At 44.6% G+C, this 21,581-nt stretch carries 20 protein-coding genes; 11 read left to right on the plus strand and 9 right to left on the minus strand.

Annotated features, from left to right (window positions below; all coding sequences use genetic code 11):
• The first annotated feature begins 292 nt into the window (after window positions 1-292).
• From L3V36_RS10395 to rlmM, 4 genes are read left to right on the plus strand one after another with little or no spacing between them, the layout of a single operon-like run.
• On the plus strand, window positions 293-1,201 hold the full coding sequence (locus L3V36_RS10395) for a transcriptional regulator GcvA (protein WP_017080068.1): 909 nt from the start codon (window positions 293-295) through the stop codon (window positions 1,199-1,201).
• Window positions 1,194-1,817 (plus strand): alpha/beta fold hydrolase, encoded by a 624-nt coding sequence (locus L3V36_RS10400; protein WP_026012377.1) that lies wholly within the window; start codon window positions 1,194-1,196, stop codon window positions 1,815-1,817. Before L3V36_RS10395 ends, L3V36_RS10400 begins: the two co-directional genes overlap by 8 nt.
• Window positions 1,807-2,205, plus strand: coding sequence for a DUF423 domain-containing protein (locus tag L3V36_RS10405; protein ID WP_004734382.1), 399 nt, complete (start codon window positions 1,807-1,809; stop codon window positions 2,203-2,205). The genes L3V36_RS10400 and L3V36_RS10405 overlap by 11 nt, the downstream gene beginning before the upstream one ends.
• Window positions 2,202-3,293 carry a 23S rRNA (cytidine(2498)-2'-O)-methyltransferase RlmM gene (gene rlmM / locus L3V36_RS10410; RefSeq protein WP_004734383.1) on the plus strand — a complete coding sequence of 364 codons (1,092 nt, stop codon included), beginning with the start codon at window positions 2,202-2,204 and terminating at the stop codon, window positions 3,291-3,293. The genes L3V36_RS10405 and rlmM overlap by 4 nt, the downstream gene beginning before the upstream one ends.
• A 62-nt stretch (window positions 3,294-3,355) precedes the next feature.
• On the opposite strand, the gene L3V36_RS10415 is transcribed toward rlmM, so the two are convergent.
• The 6 genes from L3V36_RS10415 to queF form a co-directional block, all read right to left on the minus strand.
• Window positions 3,356-4,117: a DNA/RNA non-specific endonuclease gene (locus tag L3V36_RS10415; protein WP_017089738.1), complete on the minus strand. Its 762-nt coding sequence runs from the start codon at window positions 4,115-4,117 to the stop codon at window positions 3,356-3,358.
• 161 nt (window positions 4,118-4,278) lie between these two features.
• On the minus strand, window positions 4,279-5,055 hold the full coding sequence (gene xni, locus L3V36_RS10420) for a flap endonuclease Xni (protein ID WP_017080072.1): 777 nt from the start codon (window positions 5,053-5,055) through the stop codon (window positions 4,279-4,281).
• A gap of 141 nt (window positions 5,056-5,196) precedes the next feature.
• The gene (gene ppnN, locus L3V36_RS10425) at window positions 5,197-6,564 is read right to left on the minus strand and encodes a nucleotide 5'-monophosphate nucleosidase PpnN (protein ID WP_102444382.1); all 1,368 of its coding nucleotides are present in this window, start codon (window positions 6,562-6,564) and stop codon (window positions 5,197-5,199) included.
• Between the two features lie 376 nt (window positions 6,565-6,940).
• Window positions 6,941-8,506: a GGDEF domain-containing protein gene (locus L3V36_RS10430; RefSeq protein ID WP_004734387.1), complete on the minus strand. Its 1,566-nt coding sequence runs from the start codon at window positions 8,504-8,506 to the stop codon at window positions 6,941-6,943.
• Window positions 8,507-8,624: 118 nt separating this feature from the next.
• Entirely contained in the window at window positions 8,625-10,883 is a 2,259-nt protein-coding gene (locus tag L3V36_RS10435; protein ID WP_102447354.1) for a tetratricopeptide repeat protein, read from the minus strand.
• A gap of 58 nt (window positions 10,884-10,941) precedes the next feature.
• Window positions 10,942-11,787 carry an NADPH-dependent 7-cyano-7-deazaguanine reductase QueF gene (gene queF, locus L3V36_RS10440; protein ID WP_102447353.1) on the minus strand — a complete coding sequence of 282 codons (846 nt, stop codon included), beginning with the start codon at window positions 11,785-11,787 and terminating at the stop codon, window positions 10,942-10,944.
• 131 nt (window positions 11,788-11,918) lie between these two features.
• On the opposite strand from queF, the gene syd reads away from it, so the two are divergent.
• The 3 genes from syd (at window position 11,919) to L3V36_RS10455 (ending at window position 14,856) form a co-directional block, all read left to right on the plus strand.
• Window positions 11,919-12,464: a SecY-interacting protein gene (gene syd / locus L3V36_RS10445; protein WP_017084175.1), complete on the plus strand. Its 546-nt coding sequence runs from the start codon at window positions 11,919-11,921 to the stop codon at window positions 12,462-12,464.
• Window positions 12,465-12,468: 4 nt separating this feature from the next.
• The gene (locus L3V36_RS10450) at window positions 12,469-13,245 is read left to right on the plus strand and encodes a Zn-ribbon-containing protein (RefSeq protein ID WP_017079382.1); all 777 of its coding nucleotides are present in this window, start codon (window positions 12,469-12,471) and stop codon (window positions 13,243-13,245) included.
• Between the two features lie 405 nt (window positions 13,246-13,650).
• On the plus strand, window positions 13,651-14,856 hold the full coding sequence (locus L3V36_RS10455) for a carbohydrate porin (RefSeq protein WP_102447352.1): 1,206 nt from the start codon (window positions 13,651-13,653) through the stop codon (window positions 14,854-14,856).
• Window positions 14,857-14,947: 91 nt separating this feature from the next.
• Here L3V36_RS10455 and L3V36_RS10460 read toward each other — a convergent pair whose 3' ends face one another.
• The 3 genes from L3V36_RS10460 to metN form a co-directional block, all read right to left on the minus strand.
• On the minus strand, window positions 14,948-15,757 hold the full coding sequence (locus L3V36_RS10460; RefSeq protein WP_004734371.1) for a MetQ/NlpA family lipoprotein: 810 nt from the start codon (window positions 15,755-15,757) through the stop codon (window positions 14,948-14,950).
• An 81-nt stretch (window positions 15,758-15,838) separates the two neighbouring features.
• Window positions 15,839-16,522: a methionine ABC transporter permease gene (locus L3V36_RS10465; RefSeq protein ID WP_004734372.1), complete on the minus strand. Its 684-nt coding sequence runs from the start codon at window positions 16,520-16,522 to the stop codon at window positions 15,839-15,841.
• Window positions 16,512-17,546 (minus strand): methionine ABC transporter ATP-binding protein MetN, encoded by a 1,035-nt coding sequence (gene metN / locus L3V36_RS10470; protein WP_004734373.1) that lies wholly within the window; start codon window positions 17,544-17,546, stop codon window positions 16,512-16,514. Before metN ends, L3V36_RS10465 begins: the two co-directional genes overlap by 11 nt.
• Before the next feature lie 240 nt (window positions 17,547-17,786).
• Between metN and gmhB the strand changes: the two genes are divergently transcribed.
• From gmhB to treB, 4 genes are all read left to right on the plus strand, one after another.
• Entirely contained in the window at window positions 17,787-18,338 is a 552-nt protein-coding gene (gmhB, locus tag L3V36_RS10475; protein WP_017079386.1) for a D-glycero-beta-D-manno-heptose 1,7-bisphosphate 7-phosphatase, read from the plus strand.
• A 118-nt stretch (window positions 18,339-18,456) separates the two neighbouring features.
• The gene (locus L3V36_RS10480) at window positions 18,457-18,792 is read left to right on the plus strand and encodes an MliC family protein (protein ID WP_017086214.1); all 336 of its coding nucleotides are present in this window, start codon (window positions 18,457-18,459) and stop codon (window positions 18,790-18,792) included.
• Between the two features lie 89 nt (window positions 18,793-18,881).
• Entirely contained in the window at window positions 18,882-19,826 is a 945-nt protein-coding gene (treR, locus tag L3V36_RS10485) for a trehalose operon repressor TreR (RefSeq protein WP_004734376.1), read from the plus strand.
• 203 nt (window positions 19,827-20,029) lie between these two features.
• The gene (gene treB / locus L3V36_RS10490) at window positions 20,030-21,454 is read left to right on the plus strand and encodes a PTS trehalose transporter subunit IIBC (protein ID WP_102447363.1); all 1,425 of its coding nucleotides are present in this window, start codon (window positions 20,030-20,032) and stop codon (window positions 21,452-21,454) included.
• Window positions 21,455-21,581 lie beyond the last annotated feature (127 nt).

The raw sequence follows: 21,581 nt of genomic DNA on the forward strand, positions 1-21,581 counted from the left end.
CCCATAAGGCGGTGTAAACAAATTTGACAGACAGGTCAAAATAAATACAGGAAGTACATGTCTCGTTTCAGTATAGAACTGCAACAAAACATTTGGTAGAACTCTACCCAACTCGAAAAGAACGAGTTTGCAAACACAACATCGCAGGAGCTAAACCAATTGATTCTAGAGAGAATCAAGCCGTTCAGGCTAGCTGCTGCGGGATGAAATATAGAATTTCTCTGGCCGCTAGGCAATGGACAAATTATAATGTTTCAGATAAAAAAAACTAATGCTTATTTAGAGAGTACCTATGTCTCGTCGATTACCCCCATTAAACTCGCTAAGAGTGTTTGAAGCCGCTGCTCGACACTTGAGTTTTACGCGCGCTGCAGAAGAGTTGTTTGTTACTCAAGCTGCAGTGAGTCATCAGATTAAAGCGCTTGAAGAATTCTTGTCTTTGAAGCTGTTTCGTCGAAGAAATCGCTCTTTGCTGCTGACTGAAGAAGGTCAGAGCTACTTCTTAGACATCAAAGATATTTTTACATCACTGGCAGAAGCGACGGATAAAGTGCTTGAGCGAAGTGAGAAGGGCGCATTGACCATCAGCTTACCGCCAAGCTTTGCCATTCAATGGTTAGTGCCAAGGCTTGCAGACTTTAATCAGCAAGAACCTGATATCGACGTACGAATTAAAGCCGTTGATATGGATGAAGGCTCGCTGACCGATGACGTAGACGTAGCTATTTATTATGGTCGAGGTAATTGGTCGGGGCTTAGAGCCGATAAGCTTTATCAAGAATACTTGATCCCTCTTTGCTCACCTTCAGTGTTGCTTGGTACCAAACCATTAGAATCTCTAAGCGATTTAGCATGTCATACGCTATTACATGATACTTCTCGAAAGGATTGGAAGCAGTTCGCTAAGCAAAATGGCATCGATGGGGTAAACGTCAATCACGGTCCTATCTTTAGCCACTCAACCATGGTGTTGCAGGCAGCAGCTCACGGACAAGGCATTGCACTGGGTAACAACGTGTTGGCGCAACCTGAAATCGAAGCGGGTCGTTTGATTGCGCCTTTTGACGAAGTGTTGGTGAGCAAGAATGCCTTCTATGTGGTTTGTCATGAGAAACAAGCCGATATGGGCCGTATCGCCACCTTCCGCGATTGGATGCTGGCGAAAGCGCAAAGTGAACAAGAGGATTTACTCGATGAATAACGTCATCATTGATGGTGAAGACAATCCAATCACCTTTGTCTTTGCACATGGTGCTGGCGCAGGTATGGATCATGAATTCATGCAGTCGGTGGCAAAAGGGTTAGCCTTTAAAGGGATACGAGTGATTCGTTTTAATTTCCCTTACATGATTAAACGTGCTGAAGATGGCAAGCGTCGTCCACCTGACAGAGCTCCTAAGCTGCTTGAAGCTTACCAAGACATCATTGAGCAGTGCGATGCCGATAAGCTTGTGATTGGCGGAAAATCGATGGGAGGGCGTATGGCGAGCCATTTGTCTGAAGTTGATAAGGTGGCAGCGATGGCGTGTTTAGGCTTTCCTTTCCACCCTCCAGGTAAGCCAGAGAAGTACAAAGGTGAGCACTTAGCTGAGTTACAAAAGCCATGTCTTATTTTGCAGGGTGAGCGCGATACCTTTGGTAAGCGTGAAGAGTTTGCTGATTTCGACCTGTCGGATTCTATTCGTGTTGAATTTATCCCAGACGGTGATCACAGCTTTAAGCCTCGTAAGAGCTCTGGTTACACAGAGCAGCAGAATATTGCCTTAACCGTTGAGAAGCTGTCAGCGTTTATCAAAGAGGTACTCAATGAGAAGTAAGTATTTACTCACGTTTGCAGGTATCTCTGGTGCGATTGCTGTGATGCTTGGTGCCTTCGCGGCTCACGGGTTGAAAGCTATCTTGCCAGAATATCTGCTAGGCGTGTTTGAGACGGGTGTTCAATATCAGTTTATCCATACTTTAGCGATATTGGCGTGTGGCGCTCTGCTGCAGATGAAACTTGGCGCTAAATCACAAAAATATTTTTTCATTGCGGCAATTTGCTTTATCATCGGCATCCTTTGTTTTAGTGGCAGCCTTTATGGCTTGGCACTGACAGGAATAAAATGGTTTGGCCCTATCACTCCGTTTGGTGGTCTACTATTTATCATTGGTTGGGGAGTCTTCTCCTTCGCTGCTTTGAATATAAAAGAGGTAACTCAGTGAAACACGTACTACTTTATTGTCGCTCTGGTTTTGAAAAAGAATGTGCTGGCGAAATTCAAGACAAGGCAACACAACTGGAAGTGTTTGGTTTTCCTCGCTTAAAGAACAATACAGGCTTTGTATTGTTTGAATGTTATCAAGCAGGCGAAGCCGATAAATTGGTTAAAGAGATCGACTTCCAATCGCTGATCTTTGCTCGTCAAATGATCGCGGTAGCAGCTGAAATCAAAGATCTGCCGACTGATGATCGTATCTCTCCAATTCTTGAGGCGCTTTCTGAGAAAGAAGGTTTCCCACGTTGTGGCGATATCCGTATTGAAACGCCAGACACCAATGAAGCGAAAGAACTTTTGAAGTTCTGCCGTAAGTTTACCGTGCCAATGCGTCAAGCTATGCGTGGTAAAGGCCTGATGACAGCGAAAGACAATGTTAAGAAGCCTGTGCTTCACTTATGTTTTATCGCTCCGGGTCATTGCTTGGTCGGTTACTCTTACCCAACTAACAACTCACAGTTCTTTATGGGTATTCCTCGCTTGAAGTTCCCATCAGATGCGCCAAGCCGTTCTACATTGAAGCTAGAAGAAGCGTTCCACGTATTCATCCCTCGTGATGAGTGGGATGAGCGTCTTGCTCCAGGTATGTGGGGCGTAGATTTAGGCGCGTGTCCAGGTGGTTGGACTTACCAACTGGTTAAGCGTTCTATGTTCGTTCACTGTGTTGACAACGGCATGATGGCGGACAGCCTAATGGAAACGGGTCAAATCAAGCACCATATGGTGGATGGCTTTAAATTCGAACCTGACCGTAAGAACGTGACTTGGATTATCTGTGACATGGTTGAGAAGCCAGCTCGTGTTGCTCACTTAATGGGTGAGTGGATCATCAAAGGCTGGGCGAAAGAAGCATTGTTCAACCTTAAATTGCCAATGAAAGGCCGTTACGATGAAGTACTGCAGGATATCGAGAACCTGAAACAGTTCCTGATTGATAACAAAGTTAAATTCAAGATGCAGGCGAAGCACCTATACCATGATCGCGAAGAGATCACGGTGCATATTCAGTCGCTTTCGAATATCTCACCGTACTAATACGCGGTTAATGAACATACAAAACGCTCCTCATAAGGAGCGTTTTTTTTGTTATGAGAGGTTTACTCTGAGGTAGGCCACATTTCCCAAAGCATTGCTTCCATATTACTTTCGACATCATCGCTAGTGTTTGAGAAGAAATCCAAGTTAGTGCGGGCTTCTACTTCATCAATGGTTGTGACAAAGCTTTCGAGTTCACTGCTTGATACATCACGGTGCGGCACAATAAAAGCAATCGCATCGTTGTAATACGGGTCGAGAATCACTTTGTAGAATGCACTTGGAATCATAACGCCATTGCCAATGAAGGTTTCATTCCCGTCATAAATAGGGCCTGTCACCACATAGAGCTCTTGATATTCATTGGCAAGGTCACGTACATGCTCTTCTAGCAATCGCCAGCCAACTCGATTAAACCCTGGAAGCTGTGGTGACATATTGCTTAGTAAGAAACTTTCTTGCATCGATATTTCGCTGAAGTCCATTGCTGCAGACGGAGCAAGGTGGCCACGGTCATAACCGGATTTGGAGTAGTCGCTTAGTGTTGATTGGGCGTATTCGGGGAGTTCTGAATCGGCTTTAAAGCGGTTACTTCGTTTGAACTGTCCATTGACGCTTTCTGCGGTGACATGATAGGCGACCCAATCAGCATTCTTCATGGAATAGTTGTAGCCAATGGCATAACCGGTTCGACAAAGCATTTGATCAGAGGATTCTGAAGGCAAACCTTTGACTAGGTGTTCACCACAGGCTTCGGTTGCGACAGCAAGAGGCGCGATATTAAGTAAGAGGGTAGTTAATGATAGTAATAGTATGTTTTTCATTGTGTTTCTCCTTATTGGAGCAATGAAATTAAATACTTATATCAATAAGACTGTGATGAAGGCTAGATGTTAATCAATACTCGATAAGGTATTGATTAACATTATGATTAGGTTGTGAATGTAACGGAGAACACAACAGAAAAGATGAACATCCAGAAGTGTTAAGTTTGGCTGCCAGAGAAGCGAATATCTTGCAGATTGAAGCCCAAATCGATGTCTGTTTTGAGTGCTGAAACGAGCTTACATACGCGAGCCGATTCAATATGCTCATCGAATTTCTTACGATACTTTTTCGGTAAGTCTTCAGCTAGGAATGCCGTTTCTATATCTGGATACGTTGTTAATATCTCTTTGGCCGCTTTTGGTCCAACGCCAGGAATCCCCGGCACTTGGCTTGAGCTGACGCCCGTTAATCCCCAGTAATCTGCGAGCTGTTCAGGTTTTACGCCAAATTCCGCTTCGATAAAGGGTTTATCTAACCAACGGTGCTGAAAGTAATCACGGATCTGTAGCGTTGGTGATAACAGTTGGCAGTAGCCCTTATCCGTCGAGATGATGGTGACCGTTTCTCCGTGATCGGCCACTTTCTTAGCGAGCGTAGCGACTAGATCATCCGCTTCATCACCATCGGATAGCAGTGAATCAATCCCTAATTCCCACCAAGCTTGTTGGATAGCATCAAGGCCTTTCATTAATGGTTCAGGCATCGGCTTGCGGTTTTGCTTGTAGGCAGGAAGGACTTCAGCGCGCCAGCCTCGATCTTGTAAATGATGATCAAATACCGCAATGATATGGGTTGGCTTTGATTCTTTTAGGATGCGATTAAGAGTACGAGCAGTGGTGGTGATGGTTCTTGCAATATCGGTTGGGTCCGGCTGAACAGAGTGAACGCGTCGGATGAGATTCAAAGCATCGATAATAACAAGATGGATAGACATAAGTTTCCACTAAATAGGCAATAAATAAGGGGCTGCTAGCCCCTTATAGTAACGTATCACTTGGTGAGTTGAAACGTTGGCGACGTAAACGTCATGACTTGTTTAGCTTTATGCTTATGGCCTGTTATCAATCACTTGTCGTTATTCGCTGCTAGGCATAATTTTATAGCAAGGAACGTAGTCAGTGCCGCCCGGCAGTTTCATTCGATGTTGTTCAACAAAGTCATTCAGCAGTTGGTCCATTTTGGTCATCAGTTCTTTGTCGCCATCAATCAGGAATGGGCCGTTTTTCTCTATCTCTAGAATACCTTCGGCTTTGACGTTACCGGCCACAATGCCAGAAAACGCTTTGCGTAAATTAGCCGCAAGGCTTTCTGTTTTCTGGTCCATATGAAGATCAAGTGCCGCCATAGACTCATGTGTCGGATCGAAGGGCAGTTGGAATTCAGGCTCAATATGCAGTGACCAGTTATAGCTATAAGCATCGCCGGTCTCTTTACGGTGAGAGCGTACATCTGGCATCGCTTGTTTCATGATTTTCGCAGCGCGTGCTGGATCATCAATCACGATTTCGTAGTGTTTCTGAGCCTCTTCCCCGAGGGTTTCCCCGATGAACTTATCGATAGAGCGGAAGTAAGCTTCACTCTCTTTTGAACCCGTTAATACAATCGGCATGGGTTGGTCGACGTTATTTGGGTGCATCATGATCCCTAAGATATACAGCAACTCTTCAGCCGTACCGGGGCCACCAGGGAAAATAATGATGCCATGTGCCATACGAACGAATGCCTCAAGACGCTTCTCGATGTCTGGCATGATCACCAGTTCGTTCACTATCGGGTTTGGTGGCTCAGCCGCAATGATTGATGGTTCAGTTAACCCTAAGTAACGGTGGTCTGTATAGCGCTGCTTAGCGTGACCAATCGCTGCGCCTTTCATTGGCCCTTCCATTGCACCTGGTCCACAACCCGTACAGATGTTGAGTTCACGTAGGCCAAGTTCATTACCTACTTCACGAGTATATTGGTATTCAGTGGCGTTAATTGAGTGGCCACCCCAACACACGATCAGGTTAGGTTCGATGCCCGGCGTAAGTGCGCCTGCATTTCTCAAAATACCAAATACGAGGTTGGTAATATGAGTGGCATTAGTCAGGTTGAGTCTTTGATTGTCTGCAAGATGCATGTTGACATAGACAATGTCACGCAGCACTGAGAATAGGTGCTCTTGGATACCCTTGATGATTTCACCATCGACAAAGGCATGCTCTGGTGGGTTGCTCAGTTCGAGCTTGATACCACGCTCACGTCGCACGACTTCAACATCAAACGATTGATACTTGTCGAGTAACTCTTTGGAGTTGTCGGTGTGGCTTCCCGAGTTAAGTACCGCTAACGTACAGTTACGATACAGTTGGTACAGATCACTAGACGCGGTTTTCTTAAGACGCTCAACTTCAAGTTGAGAGAGTAAATCCATGCTACCGGCAGGGCTGATATGAGTGATCATAGTGCCTCCTTGTTGAAAAGAGCAGGGGGACGTTGAAGTGACCCTCTGGCTCGAGAGTGAGAAGCAAACGTTGAAAGTGTTTGGTTAAAGGTGAGAGAGTTAACCAGACGAAACGGTTACGACAGCGTTGCTTAATGGATTATATAATCTTGCTTAACAATCTATATGCAGGTGCTTAACGGTATATACATGGGTGCTTAATAGCAGATGTATAGATGCTTAAGAGCTAATATAAAATAAATTAAGAGCGTATATACAGCATTGCTTGCCAAGAATGCTTGTTAAGCGAATGTTAATCATTAGCTTAGCAAACATTGAGGGAAATGGTATGTGATAAGTATTTGAAAAAATGAAATAAATTAAATCTAAGGCTGGCTTAGTTCCAAACAAGTTGGTTGGTACCGCGTTGCTTTGCTTTGTTTAGCGTCTTATTAAGTCTCTCTAATACCTCTTCAGGCGTATCAGACTCTTTAAACTGAGTACTTGCCGCACACAAGGTAATCGTGATTTGTTGGTCACGGAACTTAAAGGGTAGGCGGCTTACTTGAGCTTGGATGTTTTGAATTACCTGGTGGCAATATTCATCGGTTTGTTCTGGCAACAGCAAGACAAACTCTTCTCCAGAAAAGCGAGCCACGGTATCGGTTGTGCCTGCTTCTTTAGTAATTGTTCTCGCGATGATTTTAAGTGCCTTATCACCCGCGGTATAACCAAAGCTGTCGTTGATGGCTTTGAAGTTGTCTATGTCGAGTAGCACTACGCGCAGTGAGTGTTGTGCACGAATCCAACGGCGATACTCAAGCTCTAAGCGATCAGTAAAGGCGGTGCGATTGTAAACTTTAGTGAGCGGGTCAAGTAGCATACGCTGAGCCTGATCTTCTAAGCGCTTGCGGTAATCTTGGGTGACTTCATAGAGTGAATCTAACTGAGTCTTCCCATAACTCATTCTCTCTATTAGAGCTTGTTCTTTCTGTTCTGCGTGATTCAGTCTTTCTGAAAGAGAGGCGATTTCAGTGAGTAGCGGATTAATCGTTCGCTTTAAACTATCAATTTCCTTCGCTTTCTCTACAGAGTTCTGGCTCTTAATGACAAGTTCACTTAACTCAGAGTTAAGGCCTTGGCGGTGCTCAAAGTAACTTTGGCTCTGATCGGCATTTTGGTCTGCCGTTTTGATACTGGAGGCCAGCGAAGAGTTTAGCTGATCGATAAATTGTTCAGACTTCTTACGCTCTAGGTTGGTGCCTTCAATTACTAGTTTGAGGATCTGAAGTGTCAGCTCAAGCAGATTTTGTGTGGAAACACCCAGTAGCAGTTTCGCTCGAATATCGGTAAGCAAATCACCCGATTCACCCTCGAAATCGAGTTCAGTGATCAGATGTTGTAATTCGTTTGATAGGTCGGAAAGGAGTTCTTGTTCCGGAGAATGCGTAACGTCGGCAAAATGAGTGCGTGAGTTATTCGCCATAATCTTAATGGCACGCTCATAAATACCGAGAAGTTTCATGGCATGGTCGACTTTCTGACTGCCATTGCATTCGGAGAAGCTAAGTAAGTTTCGTAGGTCGCGTTTAAGCTGTGCTGGAAGGCCTGTTATGCGTTGCAGCGTTTCCCCACTGTGCTTAATGCTATCGTCCAGATATCCGTTCTGTTTATCCATAGCCAACGTTTTCTGCTTAAGCATCCTTTCTAATACTGCCAGCTTTGGGATCATCGAGCTAATGTCTTTTTGCTTTTCTAGCTCTTCCCGAAGGGCAATGAGGTTTTCATCTAAATGGCTGTTACTGCCAACACATGCGTCACTTAAAGATGTGACGATACGCTTTAGAACTTTTTGTTCTCTAATAAATTTGAACGAGGTGTCTCTTTGCGTCAAACGGACCTGCTCCAACTGAAGTTTCAGCTGGTGGAGTTGCGCCTGAATGTCTTTTTCAAGAATGCCCATAGATGTATTAATTAGCGCCGCGTAGACCGAGCTCGATCATTTTGATGAAATTCCGTTGCATCGATAATAACAAAACTAAAAATAAGGTCACGGCTTGCCGCTCTTAACCGCTCGCAAATCAGTCATCTTTTAGCATTTTTTTGATGTTGTCCTCATTCTGGTATGACGATTGTATCTTTATTAACCCTTGATTAATCGCATGTTTACACGCTTCTCTTATGTTACCAGTTGCAAGGCTCGCTGCGGGCGCATTATCGATAGCTTTTAAATATACCCATTGGCTGCTGCGCTCTTTGAGACTGATCTCACGCGCTAGATTAGTCGACATCAATAAGACGTCGAGCAGTTCTTGGTCGTTAATTGCAGTGTAAGCACGTGGCAGGAACGGGTAGTCAGCGATGCCCATACGGACTGTTCGGTTGATGTTTCGCTCGGGTTCGAAGTTATTAACCCAAGATTGAATCTTTCTGAACAGGGCTTCAGGTGATAAATCACGGTCAGCGTTGGGCTCGATATAAAGCAGGTTCGCATCCGAGAAATGGTAGACACGAGCTGGGCCTTCAAGCTTAGATTTGAGGAATTCACCAAAAGCATCTTCGAGTTCTAGGCCTGCTTTGTAACCGTTCTGCGTGTACATATTACGTAGGAAAGGTAAGTCAATCATCACGAAGCGTAAACGGTCGTTGAGCGGTTCATGAATCAATTCACCAAGCTGCCACTGCTCAAAGGTTTGGCTGGTTTGTTCCAATGAATTTGAGAGTTTCGCATTCAGCATTCTTAGATTAGGAAGCTTAGAACGCGAATGCGTAAAGAGGTCGGTACGCAGTGAATCGACCTCTTTGGCTAAGGTTTGAATGAGGTAGCCTCGGCGCAGCACAAAGAAGAATAAGACAATGCTGAACAAGAATAGGGCAAACGAAATCTTTTGGAACTTACGATGTTCTAGTTTGTATTTCTCTAGCTCTTGTTCTTGGCCTGCATAGTGCAGGGTTTGTTCGGCAAACTCTTTTTGTTGGCGGAATGCGTCTTCCCCAACACGGTTGAGTTTTTGCTGCTCTAAAGAGACAAGGCTGTTGTATTGCTTGAGATTTGCCAATGCTTGCTGTGGACGACCTGCCTGTTCATAACCCAAAGAAAGTAAATAGTATGAGCGTTGCGACAGGCGCATATTTTCTACCTGACGCGATATCTCAAGTGCACGTGTCGCATGCTTGATCACATCTTCGCTCTCTTGCAGGTGGTAAGCCAATCCTGCTGATAATAGCGCAGCACGACCTTCCAGTTTTGGAATGTCGGTGTACTCAAGCAGTTCAAGGGCACGGGTTAAGTACTGCTCAGCTAGAGGGTAGTTATAGAGGCGTAAGTAAGTTGCCGATAGACTTAGACGAATATCGATGACTTGGTGGATATCTCTATCGGTACTTTCGTGGTCAAGGACGTTGAAAAAATGCACAAGAGCAAGGTTATATTTACCTTGTAAGAAGTACACATCACCCATCTTTTTAAGTACTTGAGCTAATATGGGAGAGTTTTCAAAGTTATCGTAAAAATCAGCAGCTTGAGATAGATGTTCTAATGCCTTGTCTAAGACTTGGCGCTCAAAGAAAAGCTGTGCAAGCAGGCGATTGACCTTGGCTAAGCGTGAACTCAGGTTACCTTCTACTGATTTCCAGTAGCCATACAACAACTCAGAGAGTGCGTGGTTGTACTCTTTATGTGTTAGATAAAATTCACCGACCGAGATGTGGTAGTCGATAGTAACTTTTTCTGAGTAACGCTGATCGAGGTAGGTTTTCGCTTCTTGGTAGAACTTCTCGGCTTCGTCGACCTTATTGTCATAAGAGGCGATATCAGCTTTCAGCATGATCAAACGATAGGTAATACCTTCTGTTAAACGTAAGGTTTTATTCACCGATTCTAGGTTTGCTTCAATACTTGTCAGCTCTGCTGTTGCAGTGGCTGACTTTTTGTCACTTAGCCAAAGTAAGCGAACTTTTAGGATCTGAAGATCCAGCTTTAAGTAATTAAGCTTATAGGTTTTTGCGAGCTCAGAGGCTTTGTCGATGTTTTTAATCGCAATACGAATGTTGCCTAGGTTGTATTCCGCCTTCGCTAAGATCTTATACGCATCGATACTGCTGTTTGGCGTTCTAATTGAAGAGTCTGTCTCTTCGCGAGAAATCGCTGAAGGACTTTTCTCTCGTTGATCCGAAAGGACACGTAGCGTTAGGTAGCTGTTGGCCATTTGTTTTGCTTGGCTCGGCTCGATCTCAACCAAGTTATTGGCTTCATTGAGTAGCGCCGACGAATAAACCGACGCATTGACCGATGTGCTTAAGCTTAAAATAAATAGACTAACAACGTATAACCAACGCATTTCAATGTCCCTTTAAAGATTTGGTAGGTTCAAATAAGTGTGGGTGGTTCACGCCTGATTATTGGCGAGCCATACGCTTATTGTGGCTTGGTCTATCTTGCTCTGTTGAACGGTATGGATTGATATCCAGACCACCACGACGCGTGTAACGTGCAAACACGGTTAGCTTCGATGGCGCACAGTATTTCATGATATCAGTGAAGATACGCTCAACGCATTGTTCGTGGAATTCATTGTGCTCACGGAAAGAAACTAAATAGCGTAGCAGAGCTTCACGGTCAATTTGCTTGCCTGAATATGAGATCTCAACGCTGCCCCAATCCGGTTGGTTGGTGATCAAGCAGTTCGACTTCAATAAGTGGCTATGCAGAGTTTCTTCTACTTCTTGTTCGCCAGCAGCACCTTCAAGCAGTGACGCTTCAAAATCATAGCTGGTGATTTGGATATCTTGGTTGTCGATACAGTCACCTTCCATCGTCACGATAGGTTGGTTCGTGTAGTCGGTTACTGAGTTTACATTCACAATCACAGGTTCGCCTGCACATGCAGACAAATCTTGGGTCAGGCGCTCAGTGACTTGAGCCCAGTCTTCAAATTGAGTCTGGTTATAGCTGTTTAGGTACAGCTTGAAAGATTTTGATTCAATTAAATTTTGGCTGGTGGCTGGGATGAAAACTTCGCCCACCGCTACTTGTGGTAGACCGTTGGTGTTTAGCCACGAAAGCTCGTACATCGTCCAAATATCATGACCAACAAAAGGCAGCTCGCCGTTTAGCGCAAGATCATCGCGATTAAGGCTACGAGGCACTGGTTGCAATAAACTTGCATCGTATTGGTTAGAGTACTCAGTTTTTTGGCCAAGGGTTAAACCCGCTAGCTCTTTTGCGTCAGAATATTTGCTCATACTTTCGTTTCAAATTCGATTAGAATGGGGTCGATTTTACTGAATCCCCCTTACCCTGTCATTAAGTCATCGCTTAATCGGCGCGGAAAGGGCTCGGATTCTATTTATTATTTTGTGTTTAGGAGATTTTCATGACTCAACGTGCTCAAGACGCACTACTTTCTTTTAGTCAGCGATACGTTGACGCGTGGCAGCAGCAACACCAAAGCTTACCTCGTAATGAGGAGTTGGTGGACATCGTATCGCCATGCGTAGAAGAAAAGAGTGGCGACGCCGTGTTGTGGAAGCACTATCCACGTGAGCAATTCGCGGATTTCACCAACGTTGAAACCGGTATTGAGTTGACTCTGCATGAAGACATTAAAACTTTCTACGGTGCACAATTCAGCGCAGATATGAACGCGACCTTCGATGGTAACGAATTGACTCTGTTACAGATTTGGAGTGATGAAGACTTCGAATGCCTGCAAGAAAACATTTTAGGTCACCTAGTCACTCAGCGTCGTTTAAAGCTAAAGCCAACGGTTTTCATTGCCGCGACCGATGCAGAGCTTGATGTTATCTCTATCTGTAATCTGACGGGTAACGTGATCCTAGAGCGCTTAGGCACCAAAAATCGTGATGTACTAGCCGATACATTGGCAGAATTTTTAGAAAAGCTACAACCAGCGGTATAAATAGATGTACGTACTAGAGCTTCAATTTGAGTGTTTTGATAACACAACGGTCAGCGCTGTCGATAAGGCAGTTAATGGCTTGATGGATGCACTTCGTTACAACGGACAAGTGTTAGGCCGTGAGTTTCCAATCGTGATGGGCGACGGCGAATTCTATGTTCGTGTTGTGTGCCCAGAGCAAGACAGTTTACACCCACGTAATCATTCAGATTTCGTAAAGGTCTGTTTTGAACGCTTATCAGCTGCGAGTTTATTAGCACCTAAGATGCGTCTGCTTGGTCGAGATCTGAACTCAGAAGAAGTGGCAGAAGATGAAACGCCAAGTTGGCAGGTGTTATACACGACATTCGTGCATACCTGTTCGCCGCTGCGTAGTGGCGATAGCTTGTTGCCGATCCCTTTGTACCGCAACCCGCCAACCTTCAATGGTGACCATAAAGCCGTGTTGAAATGGCAGACTGAATGGCAAGCCTGTGATGAAGTACAAATGGGCGGGGGTTGCCGTGCTGAACATGCAACGCTGACCGAGATTAGCGATACCAAAAGCGTATTGTTCAAACGCGGCTGGGGCTTGAGAGGGCGCATTGAGTACCTCACTAAGATCCCAACGTATTACTACTTATACCGTGTGGGCGGCATTAGCTTAAAAGCTGAAAAAGAGCGTAAATGCCCACAATGTGGTGGCGAATGGCTGCTTGATACGCCTATTCACGATATTTTCTATTTCAAGTGTGATGACTGTCGATTGGTGTCAAACATCTCTTGGGATCACCTGAAGTAACCCTTCTGTGGTTATTTAAACGTCATATTTTAGATATCGGAGTATTGCTTAAGTGCTCCGATATCGATTTCCCCTTTATATCAATCGTTTATCATCTTGTTTTCTTACTCGATTTCGCGACTCACAAGCTATCTTTTCCCAATCTTTATTACTCCCTAATTGTTCGCTACTGTTCCCCCCCAAGTAGGTACAGAACGTGATATTCCCCTCTTTCTGTAGCTCCAACGTATTCATAGAAATAATCCAACACCCATCAACTTTTAGTTACCTCAATAGTTAGCCTGATCACAATAATCAATCAGTTCTCTTTCAATTTATATTCTTCTCAATATAAATGGGATCGATCCCATGGGAATGTTCCCATTTATAAAAATAACCTGATTCTAGATCTGAAAGGAATGGACGATGAAACTGTTACCTATTGCTGCTGCACTCTCTACTGCTTTACTTGCCCCTAATTTATACGCTGATGAAACCACGCCATTGGAGTTCAATGGTTACATGCGCGGAGGCGTTGGCCTGAGTAATGAAGGCGGCTCAAACAGCAAGTGGGAGGTGAGTAAAGTTGGCCGACTCGGCAACGAAAATGACCTGTATGGTGAGTTTGGTTTTAAGAAAGAGGTGTATGCAGAGGACGACGTTTCATTTTTAGTTGATTCCATGTTGTCGTACTGGCAAGGCCAAGATGAAAACGCGGCGGATAAAAGCGTTGATGTGGTGCAATTGAATGTTCAGGCTGTGGGGCTTTTTGAAGATAAGGACATTGGAATTTGGGCGGGTGAACGTTACTACCAGCGTCATGATGTACACATCGTTGACAACTACTACTGGGATGTCAGTGGTATTGGTGCCGGTGTTGAACACATCAATATGGGGCCAGGTAAATTATCGGTAGCTTTGATTCAAGACACCGTTACGGGTGATGTATTTGATGGTAAAGAAACTACAGCCATGATTGCAGACGTGCGCTATGCCGGGATTCCACTGTGGAACAATGCGGATCTTGAGGTCGGTATTGATATGAACTTCGCCAATGAAAAACAAGATCAAACGATCGATGCGGATGACAGCGTAATGTTAACGGCAAGTTTGAATCAAAATCTTACTGGTGGCTTCAACAAAACGATTCTACAGGTTGCTAACTCTGGCTATGCCGAGCAGATGACAACCTTTGGTACCGGTAAGGGCATCGTTCGTGATGCAAACAACAACGACGCCGAGGGTTTCCGATTGATTAACTGGGGCGTGCTTGCGATTGGCGAGAACATCGAGTTTGGCCACACAGTACGTTATGCAGCATCAACCGGTGTTGGCGCCAATAATAGCGATGATGATTCTTTCAGTGCGGTAATTCGCCCGCTTTACAAGTGGGACAAGCGTATGCGCACCATTCTTGAAATTGGTGGCTTTGTTGAAACTATCGATAACAAAGATGGGGCGGGTGGTAAATTCACAATCGCTCAGGCCTGGGTTCCACAAGTGGGCTTCTGGTCTCGTCCTGAATTCCGTATCTTTGCGACTTACCTAAACGATGCTGAAAACGACAATGCTTTCGGTGAAGGTAAAAACAGTGAAATGAGTGTTGGTATGCAAGTGGAAGCTTGGTGGTAAGTCGAACTTTCTTGTAAATCATAACCAATAAAAAGGGGCTGACGTTATGTCAGCCCCTTCGGGTATCTATACAGTGCTGTCGTTTAGTTGATTACCAACCTTTAACTACGCCACCTTGGAAGATATCAGAAGCTGCGTTGTACACTTCTTCAGTTTGGTAAGCTTTTACGAAGTTCTGTACGTTTTCAGCGTTTAGATTTTCTTCACGAGAAACGATTAAGTTTACGTATGGAGAATCTTTGTCTTCAACGAAGATGCCGTCTTTTTGCGGAGTCAGGTTGATAGAGCTCGCGTAAGTTGTGTTGATGATAGACAGTGCAACATCATCAAGAGAACGTGGCAGTTGAGCTGCGTCTAGTTCAACAATCGTTAGGTTCTTAGGGTTACCCACAATGTCACGAACGGTTGCTAGAAGACCAGCGCCTTCACGAAGTTCAAGTAGACCTTGTTGCTCAAGAAGCAGTAGAGAACGACCTAGGTTAGTTGGATCGTTTGGTACAGCAATACGAGCACCGTCTTGGATTTCGTCTACCGATTTAACTTCTTTAGAGTAACCCGCAATTGGGTAAACAAACGTGTTACCAGCGATTGTTAGCTTATAACCACGGTCAGCCACTTGCTGATCTAGGTACGGTGCGTGTTGGAATGCATTGATATCGATAGAACCGTCATCTAGCGCTGCGTTTGGTGTTACGTAATCTGTGAAAGTCACTAACTCAACATCTAGGCCGTACTGCTCTTTTGCGACTTTAGCCGCTACTTCTGCAACTTGTGCTTCAGCACCTGCCATTACGCCAACTTTGATTTTAGAAGTATCCACTTCTTTCTCGCCACAACCTGCTAGTACTAGCGCTGAAGCTGCCGCTGCGATAGTCAGTAAACCTTTAAGGCTAAATTTCATAATAATCTCCTTTTAATAAATCTATTTAATTTGGTTCAGACGACTCTTGTCTTAGATAGTTTGCGTTTTAACGCTGAGTCTTTATCTGTGGTCAACGCGGCGAACCAATGAATCACCGATTGATTGAATAATTTGTACCAGCACAATCAACATTACTACTGTCACAGCCATGATGGTCACATCGTAGCGGTGGAATCCGTAACGAATCGCGACATCACCTAGGCCACCGCCGCCTACAGTTCCGGCCATTGCTGAGTAGCTCACCAGAGTCACTAACGTAATCGTTACTGAGTTGATGATAGTCGGAAGTGCTTCAGGAAGCAGAACCTTATTGATGATTTGTGTTGGTGTTGCGCCCATTGATTGAGCTGCTTCTACTAGACCTGTTGGTACTTCAAGTAGCGCACTTTCGATAAGTCGAGCCACGAATGGGATAGCGCCAATCGTTAGTGGAACAATCGCTGCGGTTGTACCGATGAAGGTACCAATCAACATCTTAGTCAGTGGGATGATTGCAACCATCAGTACTAAGAAGGGCACGGAACGGCCTACGTTGACAACCGCACCAAGAATTTTGTTTAGTTTGGTGTTCTCTAACAGACCACCTTTTTTAGTCGTGTGTAGGATCACGCCTAATGGGATTCCGACAGCGAAACCAACGATGCCTGCAACAGCAACCATGTAAAGAGTTTCACCTGTTGCGCCTAATAGAAGGTTACCGTTAAGGCTGATCCAGTCAGCAATCTCGTTGAAACTAAAGGACATAGCCAAGCACCTCTACTTTTACATTGTTGTCGCGTAGGAATTGGATAGCAGCATTATCATCTGCTTCATTACCGAACAATTCAGCAACCATCATGCCGAACTTCACGCCGCCGGCGTAATCAAGGTCAGAGCTTAAGATGCTAACGTCGATGTTGAATTTGCGTGCGATTTGCGTCATCAACGGAGCATCGACCGTTGCACCTGTAAACTCAAGGCGTACCAGTGGATAGCTGCTGTTTACGCGAGTATCTTGCAAACGTGCTTGGTAATCTTCAGGAATCGTTAGATCGAGCGTTGAACGAATGAACTGATGTGCCAGTTCTGTTTTAGGGTGTGCGAATATTTCACCCACAGTGCCTTTCTCTACTAGCTCACCATCACCAATGATCGCGACTTCGTGACAGATGCTTTTAACCACATCCATTTCATGAGTAATCAGTAGGATAGTGATACTCAACTTACGGTTGATTTCACGTAGCAGCTCAAGAATAGATTGAGTCGTTGCTGGATCCAGCGCACTGGTCGCTTCATCACATAGCAGTACTTTTGGGTCTGACGCTAGCGCACGAGCAATCGCGACACGCTGCTTTTGACCACCACTTAAGTTCGCAGGGTAGGTATCACGCTTATCCGATAGACCAACAAGCTCAAGTAGTTCACTCACTTTCGCTTCAATCGCAGCTTTATCTCTACCAGCAAGCTCTAAAGGCAGTGCTACGTTGTTAAATACAGTACGAGAAGACAGCAGATTGAAGTGTTGGAAGATCATGCCGATGTTACGGCGAGCTTCGCTGAGTTCTGATTTGCTGAGTTTTGTCAGGTCAATACCGTCAACAATCACTTCACCTGAGGTCGGGGCTTCCAACATATTTACACAACGGATCAGGGTACTTTTGCCTGCACCTGAAGAGCCGATAACTCCAAAGATTTGACCTTGAGGTATGTGAAGGTTGATATCGATTAAGGCATTGATTTCTTTAGTGCCTTGATAAAAAACCTTGTTGACTTGATTCACTTTAATCATAGAGAAACCCGTGCAGGTGGAACAGAATAATATGTTGATAGCTCGCTCGATTTACAGACGATGCTATGGTGTTCTATGATCTAAGTCAATAGATATTTTTACGTCTAGACGGCTAAACGTCGATTGTGTTGCTAAGGTAGAAACAAATCGTTAACGAACGCAAAACTAAATAGATAGTGATGAAGCAAATAAAGCGTGTAATAATTAATGATTAATAGAGAGTTGATAGAGAACTGAATTTTGTCTAAACCGGCTGTTTTTTTAGATCGTGATGGTGTGATTAACGTTGATCATGGCTACGTACATGATGAGCATGACTTTGAATACATCGATGGTGTGTTTGAAGCGGCAAAAGCGTTTAAAGATATGGGCTATTTATTGGTACTTGTGACCAACCAATCTGGTATTGCTCGTGGCAAGTTTAGCGAAGATCGTTTTCTTTCTTTGACGCAGTGGATGGATTGGAACTTTGTCGATAATGGCGTTGAGTTAGATGGTATCTATTACTGTCCTCATCACCCTGAACACGGCATTGGCGACTATAAGCAAGATTGTGAATGTCGTAAGCCTAAACCTGGTATGTTCATTTCAGCGCGCGACTTTCTGAAGATTGATATGGCTAACTCGGTCATGATCGGCGATAAAGCTGAAGACATGATGGCCGCAGAAGCCGCTGGTGTTGGTACCAGAGTATTGGTGAGAACCGGTAAACCCGTGACTGAAAAGGGTGAGGCACTTGCCAATGTCGTGCTAGATAGCATTAAAGATGTACCAGCTTTCCTGAAAGGCTGATACATTTTCCTATCGTTAACAGGCTTACTTATTACGTGGGTTCTAACCAGTCAACTGGGGTGCTAACCCATCAATAAGATATCAGCGCCGTTAACTATATAAAGATGAGGAACGCAGTATGAAAGCATTGTTGGCAGCATCTCTATGTACGGTAGCGTTAGTCGGGTGTTCTAAATCCGCGGCGCTTAATGGTGCAGTCTCGGACGATCAATTCGTGACTTATCAATGTGAGTCTGACGCTTCATTTAAGGTCGCTTACCTTGGTAATGAAAAAGCGGTATTACGTTTGCCAGAGAATGAATATCGCCTAACTCAAATAGCGGCAGGTTCAGGAACGAAGTACATCTTAGATGATGGAACCTCTGAACTGATCAATAGCGTCACTTTACGCACTAAAGGTGACAACGCACGTCTAGAACTTGGTCGTGTCGTCTATAAAAATTGCCGAAAGTAAGTCATAGTTAACTTCTAGGATTTACAAACAGTTAAGTGAGGGGGTATGCCCTCGCTTTTTCCTCTCTTCCCTTTAACGTTAGACTTTTTATGAGCAAAAAACTCACTATTCTCGATATTGCTAAGCTGTCCGGTGTTGGTAAGTCAACCGTATCTCGCGTTCTGACCAATGATCCAAAAGTGAAACCTGAAACCCGTGAAAGGGTGGAAAGAGTAATTCAAGAATCTGGGTACTCGCCTTCAAAGTCTGCACAGTCTATGCGCGGTGGCAGTCAAAAAGTCATCGGCGTAATCATTTCTCGTCTGGACTCTCCTTCTGAAAACAAAGCGGTAAGTACGATGCTGGCCGAATTGTATCGAGCGGATTACGATGTGGTGATCATGGAAAGTCAGCTTGATAGAGAAAAAGCCAATGAGCATCTGCAGGTTCTCAAGCGTCGCAATGTAGACGGCATCATTGTATTCGGTTTTACTGACTGTGATATTCCTGCGATTGAAGCTTGGGAACACAAAGCGGTGGTGATTGCTCTGGATACCGAGAACGTGACGTCGATTAACTATGATAACCAACAGGTGATCAATAGTGCGTTAACGCATTTAGCAGATCAGGGGATCTCTGAGGTTGGCTTCATTGGCGTTGATCCTAGTGACAAATCAACCGGTGAACTGCGTCTTAAGGCTTATCTCGAGTGGTGTGAAAATACAGGTTCAATTGCGAACTATCGTACTGGTCAACTTCATCATGAAAGCGCTTATCAGTTGGTGGATGAGGTGCTTGCTCCTGCGACTCAAGCGATTGTCTGTGCGAGTGATACACTGGCTCTTGGCGTAATCAAACGTCTGCAAGAGTTACAACGTGAAGATGTGGTGGTGACTGGCGTTGGTGGCAATGATCTTCTCTCTTTCTTGTTCCCTCGAGTATTTAGCATTGATCCTGGATATCAATCTGCGGGGAAATTGGCCGCTAATCTATTGATCTCTCAGCTTTTAGGCAATGCAGAGATCTCTCATCACACTCAATCTCCTATTCTATAATCCACTCAATCAAGCGAAATTGAACCGCTTAGATTAAAATTAGAGTGTGATCTCTTTCAATTAATGGGACTGTTCCCATTTTAATTTATTATTCATGAGGGCATTATAATATCCGTAATTGGGAATGTTCCCATTAATCTGAATCGAGTGGTTATAGCTGCATGGTTTAGAAGAGTAATTGAATGAAACCAGGGTGGGGTAGTATGAGTAAGATAGCGAAGCAAGACGTTGCGCGTCTTATCGAGTTAGTCGGTGGCAAAGAGAATATTGCGAGTGTCAGCCATTGTCTAACTCGACTGCGTTTTGTATTGAACGATACGGAACAAGCGAACAAAGCAGAATTAGAGAAGCTTAAACTGGTAAAAGGCTGCTTTACGAACGCAGGTCAATTCCAAGTCGTGATTGGCACCGAGGTTGATGAGGTGTACGCACTTCTGATTGAGCAAACTGGTAAAGATGCATCATCAAAGGATGAGGCGAAGTTGGCTGCTCGTCAAAACATGAATTTCCTTGAGCGTGGTATCTCCCATTTAGCCGAAATTTTCGTACCACTGCTACCTGCCATTATTACTGGTGGTTTGATTCTTGGTTTCCGTAATGTGATTGGCGACATTCGCATGTTCGACGGCAAAACCTTAGTTGAAATCAGCCAATTCTGGGCAACTGTTCACTCTTTCTTATGGTTGATCGGCGAAGCTATTTTCTTCTTCTTACCGGTTGGTGTGTGTTGGGCTACGGTTAAGAAACTCGGGGGAACGCCAATTCTGGGTATCACACTCGGTGTGACCTTGGTTTCTCCACAGTTGATGAACGCTTACATGATAGGTAAATCGGTACCTGAGGTGTGGGACTTTGGCTTGTTCGTGATTGAGAAGGTCGGTTATCAGGCTCAGGTGATCCCTGCGATGTTAGCGGGTGTGGCTCTGGCTTTCATTGAGACCAACCTTAAGCGTATTGTTCCTTCTTATCTGTACCTTGTTGTCGTGCCATTTGTCTCGATCATCTTATCTGTGATTCTAGCGCACGCTTTCATTGGCCCATTCGGTCGTATGTTAGGTGATGGTGTGGCATTCGCGGCTAAAGTGGCAATGACTGGTGACTTCGCGATTCTTGGGTCAGTAGTCTTTGGCTTCTTATACGCACCTTTGGTTATCACGGGTATTCACCACACAACCAACGCTGTGGACTTACAACTAATGCAAGACTTAGGTGGCACACCAATCTGGCCTTTGATTGCGCTATCAAACATTGCACAAGCATCTGCTGTAGTTGGCATTATTATTTTGAGTAAGCGTGAAGGTGAACGAGACATCTCAGTACCAGCTGCAATCTCAGCGTACCTAGGTGTGACGGAACCAGCGATGTACGGCATCAACCTTAAATACAAATTCCCAATGCTGAGCGCAATGATTGGTAGTGCTGTTGCAGCCGCGATTTGTGGCAGCGCAGGTGTGATGGCGAATGGCATCGGTGTCGGCGGCTTGCCGGGCATCCTATCGATTCAACCTCAATATTGGTCGATTTACTTAGTCGCGATGCTGGTGGCGATTGTACTGCCGATAACGCTGACATTGTTCTTCTATAAACGAGCACAGATGAAAGGCGAGCTAGAAACCGCCAACGCGTAATGCATTTAACAAGCGATGACTTCAAGTAAGTCATCGCTTTTTCTCTTATTTATAGCTTTTTCTTTTAGTTATAACGGCTATTCGACCATGATTCACATGGTGATTTTTATTTTATATTTTCTGGTAA

The sequence above is a fragment of the Vibrio sp. G-C-1 genome (genome assembly GCF_021728015.1).
Taxonomy (GTDB): Bacteria; Pseudomonadota; Gammaproteobacteria; order Enterobacterales; family Vibrionaceae; genus Vibrio; species Vibrio splendidus.

Excerpts from the sequence above, each read along its gene's own strand:
- L3V36_RS10460 (WP_004734371.1), bottom strand. The coding sequence starts at position 15,757 with ATGAAATTTAGCCTTAAAGGTTTACTGACTATCGCAGCGGCAGCTTCA.
- L3V36_RS10455 (WP_102447352.1), top strand. The coding sequence starts at position 13,651 with ATGAAACTGTTACCTATTGCTGCTGCACTCTCTACTGCTTTACTTGCC.
- L3V36_RS10430 (WP_004734387.1), bottom strand. The coding sequence starts at position 8,506 with ATGGGCATTCTTGAAAAAGACATTCAGGCGCAACTCCACCAGCTGAAA.
- treB (WP_102447363.1), top strand. The coding sequence starts at position 20,030 with ATGAGTAAGATAGCGAAGCAAGACGTTGCGCGTCTTATCGAGTTAGTC.
- L3V36_RS10415 (WP_017089738.1), bottom strand. The coding sequence starts at position 4,117 with ATGAAAAACATACTATTACTATCATTAACTACCCTCTTACTTAATATC.
- treR (WP_004734376.1), top strand. The coding sequence starts at position 18,882 with ATGAGCAAAAAACTCACTATTCTCGATATTGCTAAGCTGTCCGGTGTT.
- syd (WP_017084175.1), top strand. The coding sequence starts at position 11,919 with ATGACTCAACGTGCTCAAGACGCACTACTTTCTTTTAGTCAGCGATAC.
- metN (WP_004734373.1), bottom strand. The coding sequence starts at position 17,546 with ATGATTAAAGTGAATCAAGTCAACAAGGTTTTTTATCAAGGCACTAAA.
- L3V36_RS10400 (WP_026012377.1), top strand. The coding sequence starts at position 1,194 with ATGAATAACGTCATCATTGATGGTGAAGACAATCCAATCACCTTTGTC.
- ppnN (WP_102444382.1), bottom strand. The coding sequence starts at position 6,564 with ATGATCACTCATATCAGCCCTGCCGGTAGCATGGATTTACTCTCTCAA.
- L3V36_RS10480 (WP_017086214.1), top strand. The coding sequence starts at position 18,457 with ATGAAAGCATTGTTGGCAGCATCTCTATGTACGGTAGCGTTAGTCGGG.
- L3V36_RS10450 (WP_017079382.1), top strand. The coding sequence starts at position 12,469 with ATGTACGTACTAGAGCTTCAATTTGAGTGTTTTGATAACACAACGGTC.
- L3V36_RS10435 (WP_102447354.1), bottom strand. The coding sequence starts at position 10,883 with ATGCGTTGGTTATACGTTGTTAGTCTATTTATTTTAAGCTTAAGCACA.
- queF (WP_102447353.1), bottom strand. The coding sequence starts at position 11,787 with ATGAGCAAATATTCTGACGCAAAAGAGCTAGCGGGTTTAACCCTTGGC.
- L3V36_RS10405 (WP_004734382.1), top strand. The coding sequence starts at position 1,807 with ATGAGAAGTAAGTATTTACTCACGTTTGCAGGTATCTCTGGTGCGATT.
- L3V36_RS10395 (WP_017080068.1), top strand. The coding sequence starts at position 293 with ATGTCTCGTCGATTACCCCCATTAAACTCGCTAAGAGTGTTTGAAGCC.
- L3V36_RS10465 (WP_004734372.1), bottom strand. The coding sequence starts at position 16,522 with ATGTCCTTTAGTTTCAACGAGATTGCTGACTGGATCAGCCTTAACGGT.
- xni (WP_017080072.1), bottom strand. The coding sequence starts at position 5,055 with ATGTCTATCCATCTTGTTATTATCGATGCTTTGAATCTCATCCGACGC.